The organism is Novacetimonas hansenii JCM 7643 (assembly GCF_000964405.1).
Lineage (GTDB): Bacteria > Pseudomonadota > Alphaproteobacteria > Acetobacterales > Acetobacteraceae > Novacetimonas > Novacetimonas hansenii.
The window spans coordinates 1-17,870 of record NZ_BANE01000022.1; the positions used below are offsets into that span (position 1 = coordinate 1).

General features: G+C 60.0%; 18 protein-coding genes and 2 tRNA genes. 11 read left to right on the forward strand and 9 right to left on the reverse strand.

Annotation, left to right across the window (positions count from 1 at the left end; translation table 11 throughout):
• Positions 1-270: 270 nt before the first annotated feature.
• From B7G66_RS01560 to B7G66_RS01570, 3 genes are read right to left on the reverse strand one after another with little or no spacing between them, the layout of a single operon-like run.
• On the reverse strand, positions 271-906 hold the full coding sequence (locus B7G66_RS01560) for a PqiC family protein (protein ID WP_003621970.1): 636 nt from the start codon (positions 904-906) through the stop codon (positions 271-273).
• Between the two features lie 4 nt (positions 907-910).
• On the reverse strand, positions 911-2,527 hold the full coding sequence (locus tag B7G66_RS01565; protein WP_141312813.1) for a PqiB family protein: 1,617 nt from the start codon (positions 2,525-2,527) through the stop codon (positions 911-913).
• A 44-nt stretch (positions 2,528-2,571) separates the two neighbouring features.
• Positions 2,572-4,089 (reverse strand): paraquat-inducible protein A, encoded by a 1,518-nt coding sequence (locus tag B7G66_RS01570; RefSeq protein WP_003621965.1) that lies wholly within the window; start codon positions 4,087-4,089, stop codon positions 2,572-2,574.
• A gap of 95 nt (positions 4,090-4,184) precedes the next feature.
• Here B7G66_RS01570 and B7G66_RS01575 point away from each other — a divergent pair.
• A tRNA-Thr gene (locus B7G66_RS01575) sits at positions 4,185-4,259 on the forward strand.
• A 415-nt stretch (positions 4,260-4,674) separates the two neighbouring features.
• On the opposite strand, the gene B7G66_RS01580 is transcribed toward B7G66_RS01575, so the two are convergent.
• Positions 4,675-5,130, reverse strand: a complete 456-nt coding sequence (locus B7G66_RS01580) for a hypothetical protein (protein ID WP_040512882.1) — start codon at positions 5,128-5,130, stop codon at positions 4,675-4,677.
• Between the two features lie 202 nt (positions 5,131-5,332).
• On the opposite strand from B7G66_RS01580, the gene B7G66_RS17050 reads away from it, so the two are divergent.
• A complete protein-coding gene (locus B7G66_RS17050; protein ID WP_148424772.1) occupies positions 5,333-5,692 on the forward strand; it encodes a hypothetical protein in 360 nt (119 codons plus the stop codon).
• A gap of 561 nt (positions 5,693-6,253) precedes the next feature.
• Here the strand turns inward: B7G66_RS17050 and B7G66_RS01585 are convergent.
• Positions 6,254-6,445: a hypothetical protein gene (locus tag B7G66_RS01585; RefSeq protein WP_048858798.1), complete on the reverse strand. Its 192-nt coding sequence runs from the start codon at positions 6,443-6,445 to the stop codon at positions 6,254-6,256.
• A gap of 841 nt (positions 6,446-7,286) precedes the next feature.
• On the opposite strand from B7G66_RS01585, the gene B7G66_RS01590 reads away from it, so the two are divergent.
• The 4 genes from B7G66_RS01590 (at position 7,287) to B7G66_RS01610 (ending at position 12,104) form a co-directional block, all read left to right on the forward strand.
• The gene (locus B7G66_RS01590) at positions 7,287-8,798 is read left to right on the forward strand and encodes an aldehyde dehydrogenase family protein (RefSeq protein ID WP_003621955.1); all 1,512 of its coding nucleotides are present in this window, start codon (positions 7,287-7,289) and stop codon (positions 8,796-8,798) included.
• Between the two features lie 211 nt (positions 8,799-9,009).
• Entirely contained in the window at positions 9,010-10,290 is a 1,281-nt protein-coding gene (locus B7G66_RS01595; protein ID WP_003621954.1) for an NAD(P)/FAD-dependent oxidoreductase, read from the forward strand.
• 759 nt (positions 10,291-11,049) lie between these two features.
• Entirely contained in the window at positions 11,050-11,448 is a 399-nt protein-coding gene (locus tag B7G66_RS17055; protein WP_141312815.1) for a hypothetical protein, read from the forward strand.
• A 296-nt stretch (positions 11,449-11,744) separates the two neighbouring features.
• Entirely contained in the window at positions 11,745-12,104 is a 360-nt protein-coding gene (locus B7G66_RS01610; RefSeq protein WP_003621945.1) for a hypothetical protein, read from the forward strand.
• Positions 12,105-12,296: 192 nt separating this feature from the next.
• Here the strand turns inward: B7G66_RS01610 and B7G66_RS18125 are convergent, their stop codons facing one another.
• A complete protein-coding gene (locus B7G66_RS18125; RefSeq protein WP_167614003.1) occupies positions 12,297-12,458 on the reverse strand; it encodes a hypothetical protein in 162 nt (53 codons plus the stop codon).
• A 145-nt stretch (positions 12,459-12,603) separates the two neighbouring features.
• On the opposite strand from B7G66_RS18125, the gene B7G66_RS17735 reads away from it, so the two are divergent.
• The 4 genes from B7G66_RS17735 to B7G66_RS17745 all read left to right on the forward strand — a co-directional run bounded on the left by B7G66_RS17735 (position 12,604) and on the right by B7G66_RS17745 (position 14,486).
• Positions 12,604-12,939 (forward strand): hypothetical protein, encoded by a 336-nt coding sequence (locus B7G66_RS17735; RefSeq protein ID WP_155116165.1) that lies wholly within the window; start codon positions 12,604-12,606, stop codon positions 12,937-12,939.
• Between the two features lie 389 nt (positions 12,940-13,328).
• The gene (locus B7G66_RS01625; protein WP_003621939.1) at positions 13,329-13,538 is read left to right on the forward strand and encodes a hypothetical protein; all 210 of its coding nucleotides are present in this window, start codon (positions 13,329-13,331) and stop codon (positions 13,536-13,538) included.
• Positions 13,539-13,687: 149 nt separating this feature from the next.
• Positions 13,688-13,852 carry a hypothetical protein gene (locus B7G66_RS17740; RefSeq protein WP_003621938.1) on the forward strand — a complete coding sequence of 55 codons (165 nt, stop codon included), beginning with the start codon at positions 13,688-13,690 and terminating at the stop codon, positions 13,850-13,852.
• Between the two features lie 484 nt (positions 13,853-14,336).
• On the forward strand, positions 14,337-14,486 hold the full coding sequence (locus B7G66_RS17745; protein ID WP_003621932.1) for a hypothetical protein: 150 nt from the start codon (positions 14,337-14,339) through the stop codon (positions 14,484-14,486).
• Here the strand turns inward: B7G66_RS17745 and B7G66_RS01635 are convergent.
• The 3 genes from B7G66_RS01635 to B7G66_RS01645 all read right to left on the reverse strand — a co-directional run bounded on the left by B7G66_RS01635 (position 14,465) and on the right by B7G66_RS01645 (position 16,934).
• Positions 14,465-14,539: transfer RNA gene (locus tag B7G66_RS01635), tRNA-Thr, on the reverse strand. The two genes, B7G66_RS17745 and B7G66_RS01635, sit on opposite strands and share 22 nt — an antisense overlap.
• Positions 14,540-14,638: 99 nt before the next feature.
• On the reverse strand, positions 14,639-15,052 hold the full coding sequence (dksA, locus tag B7G66_RS01640) for an RNA polymerase-binding protein DksA (protein ID WP_003621930.1): 414 nt from the start codon (positions 15,050-15,052) through the stop codon (positions 14,639-14,641).
• A 133-nt stretch (positions 15,053-15,185) separates the two neighbouring features.
• Complete coding sequence (locus B7G66_RS01645; RefSeq protein WP_080545475.1) at positions 15,186-16,934, reverse strand: efflux transporter outer membrane subunit; 1,749 nt, start codon at positions 16,932-16,934, stop codon at positions 15,186-15,188.
• A 97-nt stretch (positions 16,935-17,031) separates the two neighbouring features.
• Between B7G66_RS01645 and B7G66_RS01650 the strand changes: the two genes are divergently transcribed.
• Positions 17,032-17,838, forward strand: coding sequence for a TetR/AcrR family transcriptional regulator (locus tag B7G66_RS01650; RefSeq protein WP_196760707.1), 807 nt, complete (start codon positions 17,032-17,034; stop codon positions 17,836-17,838).
• The last annotated feature ends 32 nt before the right edge of the window (positions 17,839-17,870 follow it).

The following is a 17,870-nucleotide window of genomic DNA, read 5'->3' on the forward strand; positions in this document are numbered from 1 at the left end:
GTTGCCCCCGAACCCCCACCAAAGGGTATTACCCTTTGGAAACCGCGACTTCATCAAACAGATCCGGGGGGGTAAGGAGTGCGCGGCTGCCGGGAGGCGGGCTGCGCGCGCATCGCCCATACAGGCTGCCGCAATGCAGGCGGGGGCGTTGCCCCCGCCCCCCCACCAAAGGGTATTACCCTTTGGAAACCATAACTTCATCAAACAGGTCAGGGGGTAAGGAGTGCGCACTGCCGGGGGCGGGCAGCGCGCGGATGGCATAACATGCCTTCACCTGGCGTGATGCGGTGCTTCTTCGGGGGGCAATGTCTGAAGACGCTGCGCCGCACTGTCGGCCACCTGCCCCAGAAGCTGGCTTAGCCCCGCAACCATGGCCACCGCCCCGCCGCCCGATGGTGTCGTCAGGATAAAGGCCTGTGCGGTGCCGCCTTGCGCATCGCCGGCGCGGTGGACAGACAGGGTGCCTGACAGGCGCACCTGCCCCGACGCATCGCGGGCGAACTGCGTCACGTCAAGTTCGACAAAAGCCTTTGCCGGCATGCTTGTCGCATTATTCTGCGCAAAAATGCTGCTGCCGGGCAGGCGCTGTTGCAGGTCGGCGGTCAGGGTTTCGCCAATCATCTGCGACAGGGGTTCGCTCCACGCCGCACCGGACAGGGTGGTCAGGCTGTAATTCGCCTGCTGGCCCACGATATGATCGCGGTCCAGCGTGGGCGGCACGCCGGGGGTGCGAACCTCGATCACGGCCGGGGCCTGTCCCACGGTGCTGCCCTGCGTTGGGGCAAGGCTGTAGAGCGTCGGGTCCGACGAACCGCAACCCGCCAGCAGCGGGGTCGCAGCCGCCAGCGCCAGTGCCGCGCGGCGCAGTGCAGGCGCAAAGGGCAGGATGCTCAAGGGCTGGGTCATCGCATTATCGTCCAGTAATCAGCGCCGAGGGATGGCGGGTAAGGAAATCGGACAGGAACCGCAGCGAACGCGCCGCTTCGTTAAGCTGTACGACCATCTGTTGCAGGTTGCGCTGGAAATCCGTATCGCCACCATAGCTCGACAGTAGCGAGTTCGCGTTCTTCAGCGTGGTGTCCAGCCCTGCCAGAAGCTGGGGCATCTGTGCGCGTGCATCGTGGGAAATCACCTGCAGGTTTTCCATGGACGCCCGCAACGACGAAAGCCCCTGCCGCATGTCCGCGCTGTTGATGCGCGCATCCGCGTGGGCCAGCAGGTTGTTCAGGTTTTCGCCCACCTGCGTCAACGGCATCGCCGCGACCTTGTCCGTGATGGTGGACACCGAATCCATGATGCCCGCCATGCCGCCCGCCTGCCCCGGCAGGACCAGCGCGTCGCCTTCCTGTGTCATGGTGGCGGCCCGCGCGTTCTTGACGAAGGTCAGCGCGATTTCGGATTCGCCGGTCAGGAAGCTCGCACTCTGTACCGAGGCACGCAGCCCGTTGGCCACCTGCATATGCAGCAGGCTGCGCAGGGCGTCGGCGGGAACCTCCTGATCGTTCAGCACGCGTTCGGGTTGCAGCTCCATCGCCACGCGCACGCGCGCCTGTCCTGTATGGGGGTCAACCAGCAGCTTTACATCGTCGATCATGCCGACCTGAATGCCGAACATGGTCATCCGCCCGCCCTTCGTCAGGCCCGCGACAGGACTGGTAAGATAGGTGACAAGCGGGATGCGTTCGCGATAACCGGCGGCATCGGCCTCTTCCTGACTGTCATACAGGCGAAAGACGCTGTCCGAACTGGCCTGCACCAGATGTTCGTCCCGCGCATCGGGTGGCGCGAACGCGATGCCACCCGACAGCAGCGCCTGAAGCGACTGGAGCTTCACCTTCAGGCCACCAGCGCCCAATCCGACCTGCACGCCCGATACGTTCCAGAAACGCGTATCGGTCCGCAGATACTGGTCATAGGGGGCATGCACGAAAATCTGCACCTTGATCGGCCCGCGCCCGCCCGGCGGCAGGGTATAGCCCAGCACCTCGCCCGCGACGACATCACGAAAGAAAATCGGTGCGCCCTGCCCGATGGAACCAAGGGTGGGCGTCATCAGGGTATAGGTATGGCCCGGCTGGTCTGACCGCACACCGGGCGGGGATTCCAGCCCCTTGAAGAACGTGGTGTGGCGTCCCCCCGGCTCACCGGGGTCCATGGCGATATAGGCCCCGGACATCACGGTTTCCAGGCCGGTGATGCTGGCGCCATTGATGCGGGGACGCACCACCCAGAACCGCGCGTTACTGGTCATCATGCGCGATGCGGCGGATGTCATGCGCACGCCCACCTCCACATGATGCAGGTCATCACTCAACCGGATCGATTCGACCGTGCCGAGAGAGACCGACTTGCTCTTCACCTCCGTCTGGCCGCTGGTCAGGCCATCGGCGGTGTCGAAGGTGATGGTGATCACCGGGCCGCGCGTCGTCAGCCCCCGCCAGCCAAGATAGCCCGCAATCAGCAGGGCGACGAGGGGCACCAGCCATATGACGGAAAACCGGTATGTGCGCGTATCGGACTGCGCGATGGGGGTGGGCGAGCGCCCGTTGCGGGGATCGTTCGGGGTATCGTTCACGCCTGGTTCGGCTCCATGTTGGCAGCGGGGCGGGGGGCCGCCGCGGATGTTTGTGCGGGACGCGACGGCCCCTGCGCGGTGTCGGTGTCGGTGTCATGCATCTTCAGCACGGCACGGGGAAGGCCATCGACCAGCCTGCCGTTCATGCCAGCCGCGTCCCACATGATGCGGGGGTCAAAGCTCCATGCCGCAAACAGCGTCAGCACCACGACGGCGGCGAATGCGACCATTCCGGCATTGGCGGTCACGGTGGCCATCGCGTTGAAACGGACCACCGCCACAAGGATGGAAATCATGAAAACGTCGATCATCGACCACCGCCCCACCATATCAACCACGCGGAACAGGCGCGTACGCTGCGCCAGCCCGCGCCGTGACCCGCGCCATGTCATGATGACCATGGTGGCCAGGCTAGCGATCTTGAGCATCGGGACCGTGATGCTGGCGAAAAAGACCAGCAGCGACAGGGGGATCATTCCATCGCTCCAGAGTTCGAGCGCCCCTTCGATGATGGTATGCCCGCTCCCGCCGCCCATGCGCATGAAGGTCATGACCGGATACAGGTTGGCCGGGATGTAAAAGACGACCGCCGCGATCAGATAGGCCGTCGTGCGCGTCAGCGATTCAGGTGCGCGCCGCCAGACACTGTGGCCACAGCGCGGACACGCCCCGACACAGCGCAGGTTGCTGACGGGGTGTTCCATCTCCCCCACCAGCCCGCATGACGGGCACGCGACAAGGCGTTCGACAGGCGGCATGCCGACATCATCCACATGGACATGCGCGATTTCCACCACCGCCCCGTCATCCATGCGCGTCAGTGAATCCACCGGGCGATGTTTCCAGATCCGTTCGGTATCCAGTGTCGAATCGCTGACCGCCATCGTCAGCATCAGGCCACCGATCAGGTACACCGCCGGGCCGACATCGACATGCGCCATATCCGTCAGCTTGGTATAGGCGACGAAGATGCCAAGGATATAAACCTCCACCATCGACCATGGCCGCAGCTTTTCATACCAGATCAGGATGCCCGGCGCCCAGTTCGGCAGGGTCGGGCGCGTGCCCGCATACAGGATGGCGAACATCAGGCCGATGGCCACGGCGGGCGCCATGATCGTCACCGCCCCCACCAGCAACCCGGCCTCCCCCCAGCCTTCGTGCATCAGCTCCATCGGTCCTGTCAGAAGGTCCACCGTGCGTTCGCGCCCATAGACATTGAGTGTCATGAGCGAGGACGCCAGCGCCGCAAGGTAGAACGCAGCCGAGCTGATGCAGAACGCCAGCGGCGCCGCCAGGGGGGCGGTGCGCCTGCGCCGTTGCAGGTGCTGCCCACAGCGCGGGCAGGTTGCAAGCTGCCCCGGCTGTAATTCGGGCACATGCTGGTACAGTCCGCAACCGGGGCATTCCGCCAGGCCGCCAATGACACGCAGGTGCCGCACCACAGGATTATGGGCGGTCCCGGACGAATGACAGCCCAGCCGGGCGGGAAGGGTCTTGATGAATGTTCTCATGCCGGACACAGCATACAACGCGAATTAAATTGAGGAATGGCGCATTTGGCATATTGCATCCGCGTTAAACGTCGGATATCAAGCGCTCAACTTTCGCCGACATAGCTCAGGGGTAGAGCAACTGATTCGTAATCAGTAGGCCCTCGGTTCAATTCCGAGTGTCGGCACCATTTTCCCATATAATTTCAGGCGGTTAGGGTTTATGCCCTAAATTGCACAATGGCTGTGGCGGCATCGTGGAACTGTTGTTTCCCGGTATCTGTGCCTATGCCGCAGGCTGTGCGCCACCGGGATTTATCCCGTGGAATCAAGATTATATGCGACATGCCGCCACTGCCCCCGCCCCCCGGCGGGGTACTGGTCACGATGACGCGACATCTTTCGCACCCGCTGGCATGTCGTCCTGTGCTGAAACATTGCAGCCATGACACGGGTGCGGGGCGGCACCGCCAGAATGGGCCGAGCGCAATCTTATGTCATCAATTTTGAAGACGGGTCCACACCGGGACTCCGCCAATATGGATGACGCACGCAGCCCCGACGCACGCAGCCCCCATGCCCCGTGGGCCGTCCGGGATGTGCAGGTCAGATGCCCGAATGCCTGCGCAGGAGTGCTATGGCATGCGGCCCGTCCTCAATCGCGGCGCCCAGCAGATCACGCCCAAGCGCCGTCAGCGTCAGCGGGTGCATCGAATCCAGTGCGGCATGCAGGTCGCGCCGCTTTTCTTCCGACAAAGCGGGATCATTCAGGATACGTTGCCGCAGGGCCGCCACCATGTCAGGCCCCTTCATCGTAATCTGCACATTTTCCGGTCGGGCCAGAAACTGGCGTCCTGCATCGGTGATGGTGCTTTCGCCCATGATGCGAAATCCCTGTGCCGTTGCGGACACGCCACCAGTACAGAATCCCTGCAATTCAAGGTCGAGCAGGTTGCGCGCGCATTTCTGTTCATCCGCCCCGGGCGGGGTCTGTACCGCAACCGTCCCGCCTGCCGCCTGCATGGACATCAGCATTTCAACCTGCAGATCACGATCAATCACATTCCCGCCCCCCATGCGCACCTGTTTTTTAAATAACTGATTGACAGAAATAACAAGATTTCCTGATGCGGGCATTTTTTACCAACAACGCCCCTGTGACGCCTGCTGAAAAACGTTCCCACACGCCTTCTGATGACGTGGCGGATATGGGGTGGGGGGATGCATATTACAATCCGGCCCGCAGGGGCATGACGGTCCTGTCATGCCGGATTTCCGTCCTTTACGCCCAGGCCCAGTAACGGTCCTGTTCGCGCAAAATCACCTCCACACACCGGCGCAACATACGCATGCCGCCGGTAAGAGACTGTTTGAAAACACCTCATTGATAAAAAACAGGAAAAGTTTTTGGGTGCCACCTTTCGATCGAAAAAGGCGGCGTCTTTCGAAGCTTTCTGGAAAAAGCTTCACAAAAAACCTTTATCATTTCAGTATGTTATCGCGCCTGACGTTTCAAACGGTCTCTAAGCACCTGCTGCAACTTGCACATTTCATAACCCGACAGGTCGAACCGGCCGGGTTACAGGTTCCGTTCGACCTCGATATCGCGAATGATGGTCCATGACAGGGCAGGCACATGATCGGCCGTTGGCGCGGGCACATGCCGGGATAGCGGGATACCGGGCGGCACTGCGGCGATATTATGTGGTCATGTTGGGAAAGGACGGACAAACCAGTGGCGCACTGGTCGCCTGATGGCAAAAGCGACCAGAAGAATCTGTCCGGGGGAATATTCTGCGCGCCCCCCTGCCCACAATCACAACGGACAGGTCTTTATTTCAAGGCAGATCAGGCCGCCGGAACAGTAAAGACATGCCCGGCACCACAGAAGGCGACACCCCCGAAGGAGTGCCGCCAACCTGAGAACAGTCACAACCGTTTGGGAAAACAGCGGTTACTGTTCGTTATTAATGACACATCTGAATAACCATACAACACGGATGTGGTAACAACGTGATGAAGTCACATCAATGTAATCCGCGCACGTGACACAATGCACGTGACACAATGACGACGGGCATAAGGGTATTTTTTTCAAAACCCCTTTGGATCATCATCCATTTTCTGGAAACAACCCCACGATACATCCGTCGTCTTCCACCACGAAAAAACCGGGAACCGCGCGTCATACCTGATCTAGCGGATCTTCATCACCGTCATTTTCGCGCACGCTCCACCATCCCGCCGACCATTGTGCGAATTCGGGGGTGTCTTCCTTGAACGGATTTTCAATCAACGGCTCCCCCCGCACGGCGGCGGCCTTCCCCTGTGCGGTGGGGTCTTCTGTGGTGGCGGGGGTCGGGATCTGCTGGGTCATTGCCTGCTTCCTTGCAATCTGGTCGGTCCTGCGCGTGATACCGCATGCCCCCGCCAGCGTCAGCCCCATCCATATGCCCGTGCGCCCCGTGTCCCGTGCATGCCACGCCCCTGCACCGATTTTGCACGAAACGCCGCCCTGAAACCCGTTTGTTCCAGAATCCGGCTGGATATTGCACAATTCCGGCCAAGCTTTCCCTCCCCCTTTCTGACACGCCCTGCATGCGCCCGGCGGGGGGAAGTCCTCCTTTATCGGGGATGGCACCCTGTCAACCACGCAAATACCATCCACCCCGGGCCTGTGGCGCCAGAACGCGTGATCCCCCCCCTGTCACGGCTGCTCTTTTATGCAACTGCTCTTTCATCATGTTTCATTTATTGAAAATACGGAAAACAATTAATTTATAACATATTGTTATATATAGATTTTTACAGGTCGCATTATGACATTCGGTGCCTGGATCACGGATACGTGATATTTGTCGCGCTTGCGGATCACAATTTATCTATATACGGATGGATATAGACATTCCGCTGTATCCGGCGGTTTTGTTCTTTCCTCGCCGATCCCTGATACCGGCAGACCGGGGTGGAAAATGCGCGAATATTTCATCCCGGTACAGAAGTCCAAGCAACCAATGCCATAACAGAAATAAAACAGGGTTCCGCACATGAATGCCCCCATCGCGTTCCCTTGTCGCGATACGGGTTCGGGATACGGGTATCAGGTGCCCCTGCGCCGGGATCGGCAACGCCGGACGATTGGTTCGCCACGGAACTGTATTTCATACTCCCATGGAATACATGCCGGGCGACAATAAAACCACAAGGGAACATGACAAATGTCTTCCGATTACACGACCGAGAAGCCGCCGTTCAAGGCTCGTTATGAAAACTATATCGGTGGCAAGTGGCTGCCGCCGATCGAAGGCCATTACCTGACGAACACCTCGCCGGTCGATGGTCGCGTGCTTTGCGAAGTTCCCGCCTCCACCGCCGCTGACGTGGAACTCGCCCTTGATGCCGCGCACAAGGCAAAGACCGCGTGGGCCCATACCTCCCCCGCCGATCGTGCGCTGATCCTGCTCAAGGCTGCTGATCGCATGGAGCAGAACCTCGACCTGCTCGCCCGGGCCGAGACATGGGACAATGGCAAGCCCATCCGTGAAACGCTGACCGCCGACATCCCGCTGGCGATTGACCATTTCCGTTACTTTGCAGGCTGCATCCGCGCGCAGGAAGGCACCCTGAGCGAGATCACGGAAACGACCATTGCCTACCACTTCCACGAACCGCTGGGCGTTGTTGCGCAGATCATCCCGTGGAACTTCCCGCTGCTGATGGGGTCGTGGAAGCTCGCCCCCGCGCTGGTGGCCGGCAACTGCGTCGTGATGAAGCCCGCCGAAAGCACCCCCGCCAGCATACTCGTGCTGATGGAACTGATCGGGGACCTGTTCCCGCCCGGCACGCTGAACATCGTCAACGGCCTGGGCAAGGACGTGGGCGCCGCCCTGTCCAACAGCGACCGCATCGCCAAGATCGCGTTCACCGGTTCCACCCCCACGGGCAAGATGATCGCCCATGCGGCGGCCGAACACCTGATCCCCGCGACGCTGGAACTGGGTGGCAAGTCACCGAACATCTTCTTTGCCGACGTCATGGACCATGACGATGATTACCTGGACAAGGCGATCGAGGGCTTTACGATGTTCGCCCTGAACCAGGGCCAGATCTGTTCATGCCCCAGCCGTGCGCTGGTCCATGAATCGATCTATGAGAAGTTCATCGAACGCGCCCTGCCGCGCATCAAGGCGATCCGCCAGGGCAACCCGCTTGATCCGAACACCATGATGGGCGCGCAGAATTCGCACGGCCACCAGGAAAAGATCCTGTCCTATATCGACATCGGCAAGGACGAAGGCGCAGAACTGCTGACCGGTGGCGCGCGTCCCGACCTGGGCGGCGACCTGAACAAGGGGTGCTATGTGCAGCCGACCGTGTTCAAGGGCAACAACAAGATGCGCATCTTCCAGGAGGAAATCTTTGGCCCGGTTCTGGCCGTGACGACCTTCAAGACGGAAGAAGAAGCGCTGGCCATCGCCAACGACACCCCGTTCGGCCTGGGTTCAGGCGTATGGAGCCGTGACGCCAACACCTGCTATCGCGTGGGTCGTGGGCTGGAGGCCGGTCGCGTGTGGGTCAACTGCTATCACGTCTATCCCGCGCATGCGGCGTTCGGCGGTTACAAGAAGTCCGGCATCGGACGCGAGACCCACAAGATGGTGCTCGAACATTACCAGCAGACCAAGAACCTTCTGGTCAGCTACAGCGAAAAGAAGCTCGGCTTCTTCTGATCGCGGGTCGTGGCGGTGAAGGCCGCCACGGCATGATGCGCAGGCGGTGCGGCCGGGCCGGTTGTTTTTCCGGGTCGGCCGTTGCCGTCTTGTGCCCCCCTGCACCGGCATGGAGGGCGCATGACATGAACAGTTTTGATATATCAGGAATGCGACAGGGTTTTTCCCACGGGGCCGGGACACTGTGCGGCAGGGGTGAAAGAGGCAGAGGATGGCACAAAAGTTTCGGGTGGTGATTGTCGGCGGTGGTATCGCGGGCCTGGCGCTGGCAACGCGTCTGGGCGATTCCATCGGCAGGTCGGGGCGCGCGGAAATCACGCTGGTCGACAAGAGCTTTGCCCATGTGTGGAAGCCGATGCTGCATTGTTTTGCCGCAGGCACGGCCGCCAACGAAAATGACCGCATCAGTTTCCTGTCGCAGGCCAGCCGCCATCATTTCGATTTCTGGCCGGGCGAGATTTCTGACCTGGACCGCGCGGCCAAATCCATCACGCTTGCCCCCGTGGTCGAACCCTCGGGCGAGGTCATCCTGGAGGAACGCACGCTGGAATACGACGCGCTGGTGCTGTCGATCGGCAGCCGCGCCAATGATTTCGGCACCCCCGGCGTGGCGCAGCACTGCCTGTTCATCGACAACCTTGTCGAGGCCAACGGCTTTAACGAACGTTTCCGCATGGAACTGCTCAAGGCGTTTGGCAATAACGAGGAACTTGACATCGCCATCGTCGGCGGCGGGGCGACCGGCACGCAGTTGGCGGCCGAACTGCACAAGGCGCTGGACCTCGCCTCGCTCTACAGCTTTGGCAAGAAGCCGCCCACGCTGAAGATCACGCTGCTGGAGGCGGGGCCACGCATCCTGCCTGCTTTCCCTGAATCCGTATCCGCCGCCGCGCAAAAACAGCTTGAGGCGATCGGTGTGACGGTCCAGACCTCTGCCATGGTCAGCGGCGCGGATGAAAAGGGCTTCCTGCTCAAGGACGGCACGCGCATTCCCGCCACCCTGCGTGTATGGGCGGCAGGCGTGAAGGCACCGGACGTGACGCGCAGGTTCGCCGGGCTGAAACTGTCGCGCTCTGGACAGTTGGAGGTGCGGCCCACGTTGCAGCTTCTCGAAGATGACAACATCTTCGCCATGGGCGACTGCGCCTTCATCGCGGAAAAGCCGGTGGCCCCCACCGCACAGGTCGCCCGCCAGCAGGCGCACCACCTTGCGCGCTACATGCCGCGCTGGATCAATGGCGGGCAGTTGCAGCCCTTTGCCTTCAATAACAAGGGCGCGGTCGTCGCCTTGGGCGATTACAATGGCTGGGGCACCTTCCCCGGTGGCAAGGTGTTCGGTGGCGGATGGCTCAAGGGCATCAGCGCACGCATGGTTCACCTGATGCTGTATCGCCAGCACCAGTTCGAACTTTACGGCACATTCCGGGGCCTCGTTTCGTGCCTTGTGGACTGGCTGGATGTATTCGTGCGCCCCTCGATCCGGCTGGATTAAGGGCAGATGCCGCGGCACTCTGCGCCACGCAAGATGCGCAGAGTGCCTGCCCTGCCGTTCAGGAAACATCCTGTGCGGGTTTCTGAAAGACTGTTTGAAAAGTCATTCTTGATAACATCCTGAAATTATAAAGGTTTTTTGTGAAGCTTTTTCCAAAAAGCTGCAGAAGACGCCGCCTTTTTCGATCAAGAGGCAGCACCCAAAAACTTTTCTTGTTTTTTTATCAACAAGTTATTTTCAAACACTCTCTGAAAAAATCCTTACCCGGCATTTTGCATGTTCCAGAACAATGCCGGGACAATAAGGGGCAGACTCCCATAGGCATAGGAAAGATTTTTGGTGAATGTGTTTCCCGTAATTTTCTAAATACATCGGATTTTCAAAACACATTAAAAAACCTGAAGATTTTTTCCATTCCCTGCAAATGGGATGATTCAAGAGGCTGTTTGAACACCCCTCCCTGATAGGGAATGGGAAATATTGATTGATTGTTTTTCCATTTGAAATGCGATGTCTTTCAAAGCTTTTTGAAAAAAGCTTTACCAAAAACTTTTATTATTTCAGTTTGGTGATATTGCGAATTTTTTAAATAATTACTTTAATTTTTACCATATATTCCAGAATATGGATTTCATCCACGCCAGATCGCCGGGTTCCCATTTCCCATGGGCCCGGCGATTTTTTTTGGGCGCACAGCCCATCGGGAACCCGCCACAGGGGGCTTCGTTGCCACCCTTGTCCCCCCAAGGGAGAACAGACATGTGCCCTGCCCGTGCCCCACACCGCCTGAAACGGCTTGAACAGCCCCCATGCCCCGCGCCGGTGCCACCGATGCCGCCCGGCGTACCCATGCCCCCGACATCCCCACCGGGACCGGACGAAGACCCGCCGCCAATAGATGACCCGCACCCCACGCCGCTGCCGCTGCAAATCTGCTGGACGATGCCATCTGCCCGGAACTCCGGCCCGGACGCATTGTTGAGGGAGTCCGCATTAGGAAAAGGAAACATCCCCATGCCGGACACGAAATACGATTCCGAAAAACCCGTCCCCAAACCGGACAGCGAAAAAGACCATGACCGGGACGAGGCGCTGGAAGACAGCTTTCCCGCCAGCGACCCACCCTCCAAGGGGGAGACAACCGGACCGGACGAATGAATACGACCGCATGAAGGCAACCACATGAACATATCCCTGCCCCGGCATGACCGCCTGCATGCCGGGGCCTGTGACATTCAGGCAGGGCGTTCAGGCTGCCCCCTGTTCACCATGCCCCATGGGATTCGGTGGTTCTGCCCGTGGGGGTTTGTACCGAACGGTCAAACCGGCGCATCCTGTTCCCGCCCCGCCATGACACGTGACATCGTGTGGCGCAGACAGACAGGCACGCAACCTTTTTGCACGCGGCCTGTTGGAATTGATACCGATCGGCATTACGCAAAAAAGGAAACATCATGAAAATCCACTTCCGTTCCATCTGCGTGCTGGCCACCCTGGCTGGTGTTCCCGCACTGGCCCTTGCGCAACCCGCCACCCCACCCGCGCCCACGGCGAATTCGGCGGCATCGGAAGTCGGACGGAACCCGCCCTCCGCCACGGACAGCAGTGGCAACCGCGTCAATCCATCGGACAAGCTGTGGAATAACCCACGCACCGTGACCGAACAGCCCGGGACACAGCCACCACCCAATTCAGGCAACGCGGAAACAGGGGCCACGCCATCATCGGGCAAGATCCATAACGGTCAGACATGGCATGGCCATACACGCCAGAAATACCATTCCGCGACGCCCGGCACGACGCAGCAGCAATAACCACAAGGCCGATCCGGCTGCGGCCTGATGGGGACGACCCCACGCAGCACGAACGCCAGTAAGTGGCACATGACAGGGCGCATGACCGGGGCATGGCCGGGGCGGAGTGGCGGAAAACGCCCCCGCCCCCATGACACGCCCTGCGGATCACATCCCTGCCGTCAGGACACGGACATCCCCAACCCGCGCGGGTCAGAATTCGTCGAGGATGAAATCCTCATCAAACACATGATATGCCGCATCGGTCGGACGGGTGTAGCCGCGCCTGTTCTTCCATGCGTGGATCAGGGCAAGTCGCCATTCTTCATGGGGATCGCAGGCAGGTTTCGGGGGGCAATCGGATTTCGTTTTCATGATCCGGACACCTCTGACTATGGCCTGCAACAGTGCGGGCACCGGTTCCATAGCAGTCCCCCCATGGGGGTGGTGTGACGATTGCATGAAGCTTTTTATGCACATGCTCCTATGCACACGGCCATGATGCCTGCACCGCACAGGCATGGCACTGATCGTGCCCCACGACACGACGCGGAGCACGACATGGGGCATGACGCGGGGCAAAAACACATCCCCTCCCCAATCCCATATCTTGTTCCAATCCCCGCCATGGCAAAACGGAGGGGACGTCAGCCCCCATCATCCGCGCAGTTCACGCCGGGCGCAGGATGCAGAACGGGTCATGGCGTCTGTGCGGCTTTATAACGTTGGTATCCATGAGAGAGTATTTGAAAACAAATCAGTGATAAAAAAGAAAAGTTTTGGGGTGCCGCCTTTTTTCAAAAAAGTGGCGTCTTCTGAAGCTTTCTGGAAAAAGATTCACCAAAAACCTTTATGATTTCAGTGCGTTATTGGTCCTTACTTTTCAAACCGCCTCTTAACCATAATATCCGTATAACCCTGTCAGGACGCGCCAATGATCCATCTGCGTGTTCCCCGGCCTGACAAAGCATGAGGCCTGATCCGCAATCGATCCACACAGGTCAGGATCGTGGGACGTCTTGCTAAATTCAAGGAGTGGACGCAGCATCCGATGACCACCAGCACTCCGACCGGCCCCGGACCGCACGCACGCGCCCCTGAAAAAATTGGCCAGGAACAACCATGTGTCCACAATTATGGAACGCCCTGTTATGGAATGCGCTGTGATTCGAAACGGCTGTCAGGAACAGACTCGGGAAGGGACAGCAAGCAGCCTCCCCGATGACCCATCACCAAGGACATAAAATGAAAAAGCTTGCCCTGCTCACCACCATCATTGCCCTTGGCGCGTGCGCCCACGACCCGCATCAGACACCACCGGACAGTGTCACTGCGCGTCAGGGCATTGAGCCGCAGCCCGTCCATACGGCGCAATTTGGCGCAATGTCACGGACGGCATCCTATGCGGCGCACCATGCCAATCAGGTTGCCGCCTCAACAGATGAGAAGAAATAACAAAGGCCGCCAAGGGGGATAGTCATGAAGCGCCCATGATTATCCCCCCTCTTTCGACGCAATCCATTGATATGGAATGATAAAAATCGCCAGTTCGGCATCCCGTTCCCAAAATGTGACGTCTTTCAGGGCGTGTATGGTGTAGCGCGATGCCACACAAGTCACCCGCCGTGCTGACGCACCAAGCGGCGGGACGATGTGATGAGGCGATGCGGGTCAATGTGTGGGGGGCAGAATTCGCGATCGCTCCCCATCGCTGGCGCGCCACGAATGGCGGGCGCAGCGACCCGCGAAGGGGCCGCCTGTCTGACTGATCCATATGTCGGGATGGCGATCAGGCTACTACAGCCATGTTTTTTCCCAGACATTTCGCCGGGAACGGTGCGGCTGTGCCAATGCGCTCACCGCCATTTTCCGCCTTGCCCCCGCATCATTTGGGGGATCGATATCACGATACCGGACGGCAGTATGGCGGCCAGATAAAATCAGGCTGGTCCGGCGCATGTCATCGCGCTGGACTACCGGGTCATGTGCGGGAATGGGTTCCGCGCGGGCAGAAAACTGCACGCCGTTTTTTCGTGCCTGACCATATGCCGCACAGTCTTCGCCACACATGGGCGACCTGGCATTACTGCGCTCACAGGGATCTATTAAAACTGCAACTGGACGGAGACTGGAGCGAGATCAGGACCGGTCACCGGCTATGCCAAACTGACGCCTATAAGGATGAGATCATAGGTGGTGGACATCTGCCCCACCCTACCCGGCATGGCCTGAAACCGCTCTACCGACTTTGCCATGGCAATCAGGGAACTGGCATCGAATCAGGCGGCACGCACGCAAACGCCCGGACCGGCACCTGAGATGCAAGAAGCCGGAAACACACCAGAAATGGCTGTTTTTTATTATTTTTACTGGGAAATTCGTGGTGCTGCTGGACAGGATTGAACTGTCGACCTCTCCCTTACCAAGGGAGTGCTCTACCACTGAGCTACAGCAGCAACGCCGTGGGCGGTTGGTAGCTTTTCCCGCCCTACGTTGCAACCCCTTTCATGGGATTTTGTGCATCTTGTGCCAACGCAGGGTGGGAAAAGGTATCGTCAATCGTCGCGATGGATCTTTTCCATACGTTCGTGACGCTCCTGCGCCTCGATCGACAGGGTGGCGATGGGGCGCGCTTCCAACCGCTTCAGGCCAATCGGCTCGCCTGTTTCCTCGCAATAGCCATAGGTCCCCGCCTCGATCCGCTGCAACGCCTGATTGATCTTGGTAATCAGCTTGCGCGCGCGGTCACGGGTGCGCAGCTCCAGCGCACGGTCGGTTTCCACGCTGGCGCGGTCGGTGATGTCGGCTTCGTGAATGCCGCCTTCAGACAGGCTGGCCAATGTCTCGTCCGCTTCCTTCAGGAGTTCCCCGCGCCACCGCAACAGCTTGTGGCGAAAATATTCCACCTGGAGGGGATTCATGAATTCCTCGGATTCCGAGGGATGATAGTCGGGTGGCAATGTAAGCATATCAACTGGTCCCTGCACCTCGGTTCCGGCATGCGGCCCCCGCGTCGGGACCGGCAGGGCGGAACCGCGCGGCTTATATCAGGCACGGTCAGACCACGCCAAGCATTTCCGCACGATCATGGTCTTTTTGCCGCTATGCCGGTGTGCGGCCCGACGTCGGCGCACCCGGTATTGGGGGGGTGGATGTCGGGGCACCGCCGGGTGTGGAGGAGGCGGCGACGGGCGTTGTCGCAGGAGTAGTCACCGGGTTAGTCACAGGGTTTTTCGTCGTCGCGCCGTGCTTTGGCGTGGGCAGGGGATATGTCGTCTCCCACCCGCCGCCAAGGGCGTTGTACAACCGCACGAGGTTGGCGGAAATCGCCGCCGTACTGGTCGTCAGTTCGGATTGTGACGACAGGAGCTGACGTTGCGCGTCAAGCACCGAAAGATAGGTCACAAGCCCCTGCGCATACTGGTCCTGCGCCAGACGCAGGGAAGCCCGGGTCGCCTCCACCTGTGCCGCGAGGAAGTCATGATGGCGCTGCTCATCCGTATAGGCGGTCAGCGCGTTATCCACATCATGCCAGGCCTGTAGCACCGTCTGCTGATAGGCAAGTGCTGCCTCTTTCTGTTCGGACTTGCGCAATTCAAGCTGCCCGCGCAGGCGTCCGCCCTGGAACAGCGGCAGCGTAATCGACGGGCCGACATTCCATGCCTTTGCATTCCAGAACCCCATATCGCGGAATGACAGCGATTCGAAACCGAACCCGGCATTGATCGTCACACGGGGATAAAACTCGGCCACGGCCTCGCCCACCTGTGCGGTGGCGGCGTGCAGGTTGGCTTCGGCGCGACGGATGTCGGGCCTGCGGCGGGCCAGTTCGGACGGCACGCCAATCGGCACGGCAGGCGGGACGGGCGGGATGGCCGACGCCACCAGCAACCTGTCGGACAGCGCGCGCGGCGGTTCCCCCATGAGCATGCTCAGCGCATTGACCTGGGAGGCAAGCTGCTGCTCAAGCTGGGGCATGCGCGCCACCGTCGCCTCAAGCTGGGCGCGGGCACGTTCGACATTCAGGTCGCTGCTCATCCCGTGGGCATAACGCTGCTGGTTCAGGTCCAGCATACGTTGCGCCACATCGCGGTTTTCCATCACGATGCGCAACTGTTCCTGCGTCGCGCGCAGGTCCATGTAATCGCGTGCAACCTCCGCCTGGCGCGAAATCAGCATGCCGCGCCGTGCTTCTTGCGTTACCTGCGCCGATGCGGCCGCGGCCTCGTACTGGCGACGCACACGCCCCCACAGGTCCACTTCCCACGTGGCGTCGATACTGTCGCGCCACTGATTGAACAGCGGGATCTTCGCCTGCCCGGGCGACGGCGCAAGCCCCTGCAGTTCGGGATGTTCCTGTTCGATGTCGGTCACGATCCGCTGCAGCATCTTGGTGCTGTACTGCTGGCGGGCATATGACCCCGAAGCCGACATGGCGGGAAAGCGTTCGGCACCTGCAATCCGCAGTTCCGCGCGGCTTTCAGCCATGCGATAGGCAAAGCGGCGGACATCGAGGTTGTCCGTCGCGACCCGGCGTTCCAGATCCGACAGGATAGGGTCGTGAAAACAGTCCCACCATGCCGGATCGGGCATGTCGGACGTCACCTGACTGGCGACGGGTTTTTCCCCGGCCTTCGTTTCCGTATGCATGTTGGTCGGGCCGCCATATTTTTTTGGCGTCCACGGGGTTGGTTTATGGAAATTGGGGCCAACGGCACAGCCTGCCGTCACCACCGACAACCCGACCACGGCGGTGCGCCATGAAAATCCCCTAACCACCAACGCGGCCCCCTGTTTTACATGTCGCCAATACGATAAACCTGTTCGTACGCAACGGTTGCGCGATATCATCTTCGATTGACCGATCAGTTCGGTCAGGTCCATAACCTATCCGCTTTATGCATCGGGTCAATCGAAACTAACGGACAAAAAGGTCAGGACACGTCTGATGGCTGCAACGCCCCCCTTCCCCGGCAAGGACACGGCGCAGGTTCCCCCCACCGCGACCGGCACCTCCCCGGCCAAGCGTGCGCAGATCCTTGAAGGGGCGGCGCGCATCTTTGCCGAACATGGGTATGAAGGTGCCAGCATGTCGTGCATCGCGCGCAACGCGGGCGTGTCGAAGGGGACACTCTATAACTATTTCGACAGCAAGGCCGTCCTGTTCTGCGCCTTTATCGAACAATGCACCCGTGAAAAGCTGCCGCTGATGTTCCGTCGCATCGACGAAGGCGCGAACATGGCGGAATCGCTGGAACATGTGGCCCGCGCGCTGATCCAGTTGATTACGTCGCCACTGTCGCTGATGCTCAACCGCATCATCATATCAGAGGCGGGGAATTTCCCCGAACTGGCCAAGACCTTCTGGACGAACGGCCCGCAAAAGGCCACCAGCATCCTGGCCGCATGGCTGGCGCGCGCACCGCAAAGCAGCCTGCTGGACGTGCCCGACCCGACCTTCGCGGCGGAGCAGTTCTATGCCCTGTGCCAGACGCATATCGCGGGGCGCGCGCGCATGCAGCTTCCGGTTGATACCAGCCCTGAACATATCGACTTCATCGCACATTCGGCCGTGCGCGTCTTCCTCAACACCTATCAGCGCACCGGCGCGCGCCAGCCGCCGCAGGCCTATACCGGCAAGGCCGCCGCCGAACCCGCCACGGACACTGCCACTGGCATTTCCACTGACACCTCCACTGGCACCTCCACAGGCACCTCCACTGAAACCACGACCGGAACCGCCACCCGCCCCTGACCGGGCCAACAGCCACAATGGCAAGGGCAAGG

Bases quoted from the DNA above. Each gene is read 5' to 3' on its own strand.
- B7G66_RS01560 (WP_003621970.1), bottom strand. From the start codon at position 906: ATGACCCAGCCCTTGAGCATCCTGCCCTTTGCGCCTGCACTGCGCCGC.
- B7G66_RS01570 (WP_003621965.1), bottom strand. From the start codon at position 4,089: ATGAGAACATTCATCAAGACCCTTCCCGCCCGGCTGGGCTGTCATTCG.
- B7G66_RS17050 (WP_148424772.1), top strand. From the start codon at position 5,333: ATGCCGGATTTCCGTCCTTTACGCCCAGGCCCAGTAACGGTCCTGTTC.
- B7G66_RS01585 (WP_048858798.1), bottom strand. From the start codon at position 6,445: ATGACCCAGCAGATCCCGACCCCCGCCACCACAGAAGACCCCACCGCA.
- B7G66_RS01590 (WP_003621955.1), top strand. From the start codon at position 7,287: ATGTCTTCCGATTACACGACCGAGAAGCCGCCGTTCAAGGCTCGTTAT.
- B7G66_RS01595 (WP_003621954.1), top strand. From the start codon at position 9,010: ATGGCACAAAAGTTTCGGGTGGTGATTGTCGGCGGTGGTATCGCGGGC.
- B7G66_RS17055 (WP_141312815.1), top strand. From the start codon at position 11,050: ATGTGCCCTGCCCGTGCCCCACACCGCCTGAAACGGCTTGAACAGCCC.
- B7G66_RS01610 (WP_003621945.1), top strand. From the start codon at position 11,745: ATGAAAATCCACTTCCGTTCCATCTGCGTGCTGGCCACCCTGGCTGGT.
- B7G66_RS18125 (WP_167614003.1), bottom strand. From the start codon at position 12,458: ATGAAAACGAAATCCGATTGCCCCCCGAAACCTGCCTGCGATCCCCAT.
- B7G66_RS17735 (WP_155116165.1), top strand. From the start codon at position 12,604: ATGGCACTGATCGTGCCCCACGACACGACGCGGAGCACGACATGGGGC.
- B7G66_RS01625 (WP_003621939.1), top strand. From the start codon at position 13,329: ATGAAAAAGCTTGCCCTGCTCACCACCATCATTGCCCTTGGCGCGTGC.
- B7G66_RS17740 (WP_003621938.1), top strand. From the start codon at position 13,688: ATGCCACACAAGTCACCCGCCGTGCTGACGCACCAAGCGGCGGGACGA.
- B7G66_RS17745 (WP_003621932.1), top strand. From the start codon at position 14,337: ATGGCAATCAGGGAACTGGCATCGAATCAGGCGGCACGCACGCAAACG.
- dksA (WP_003621930.1), bottom strand. From the start codon at position 15,052: ATGCTTACATTGCCACCCGACTATCATCCCTCGGAATCCGAGGAATTC.
- B7G66_RS01645 (WP_080545475.1), bottom strand. From the start codon at position 16,934: ATGATATCGCGCAACCGTTGCGTACGAACAGGTTTATCGTATTGGCGA.
- B7G66_RS01650 (WP_196760707.1), top strand. From the start codon at position 17,032: ATGGCTGCAACGCCCCCCTTCCCCGGCAAGGACACGGCGCAGGTTCCC.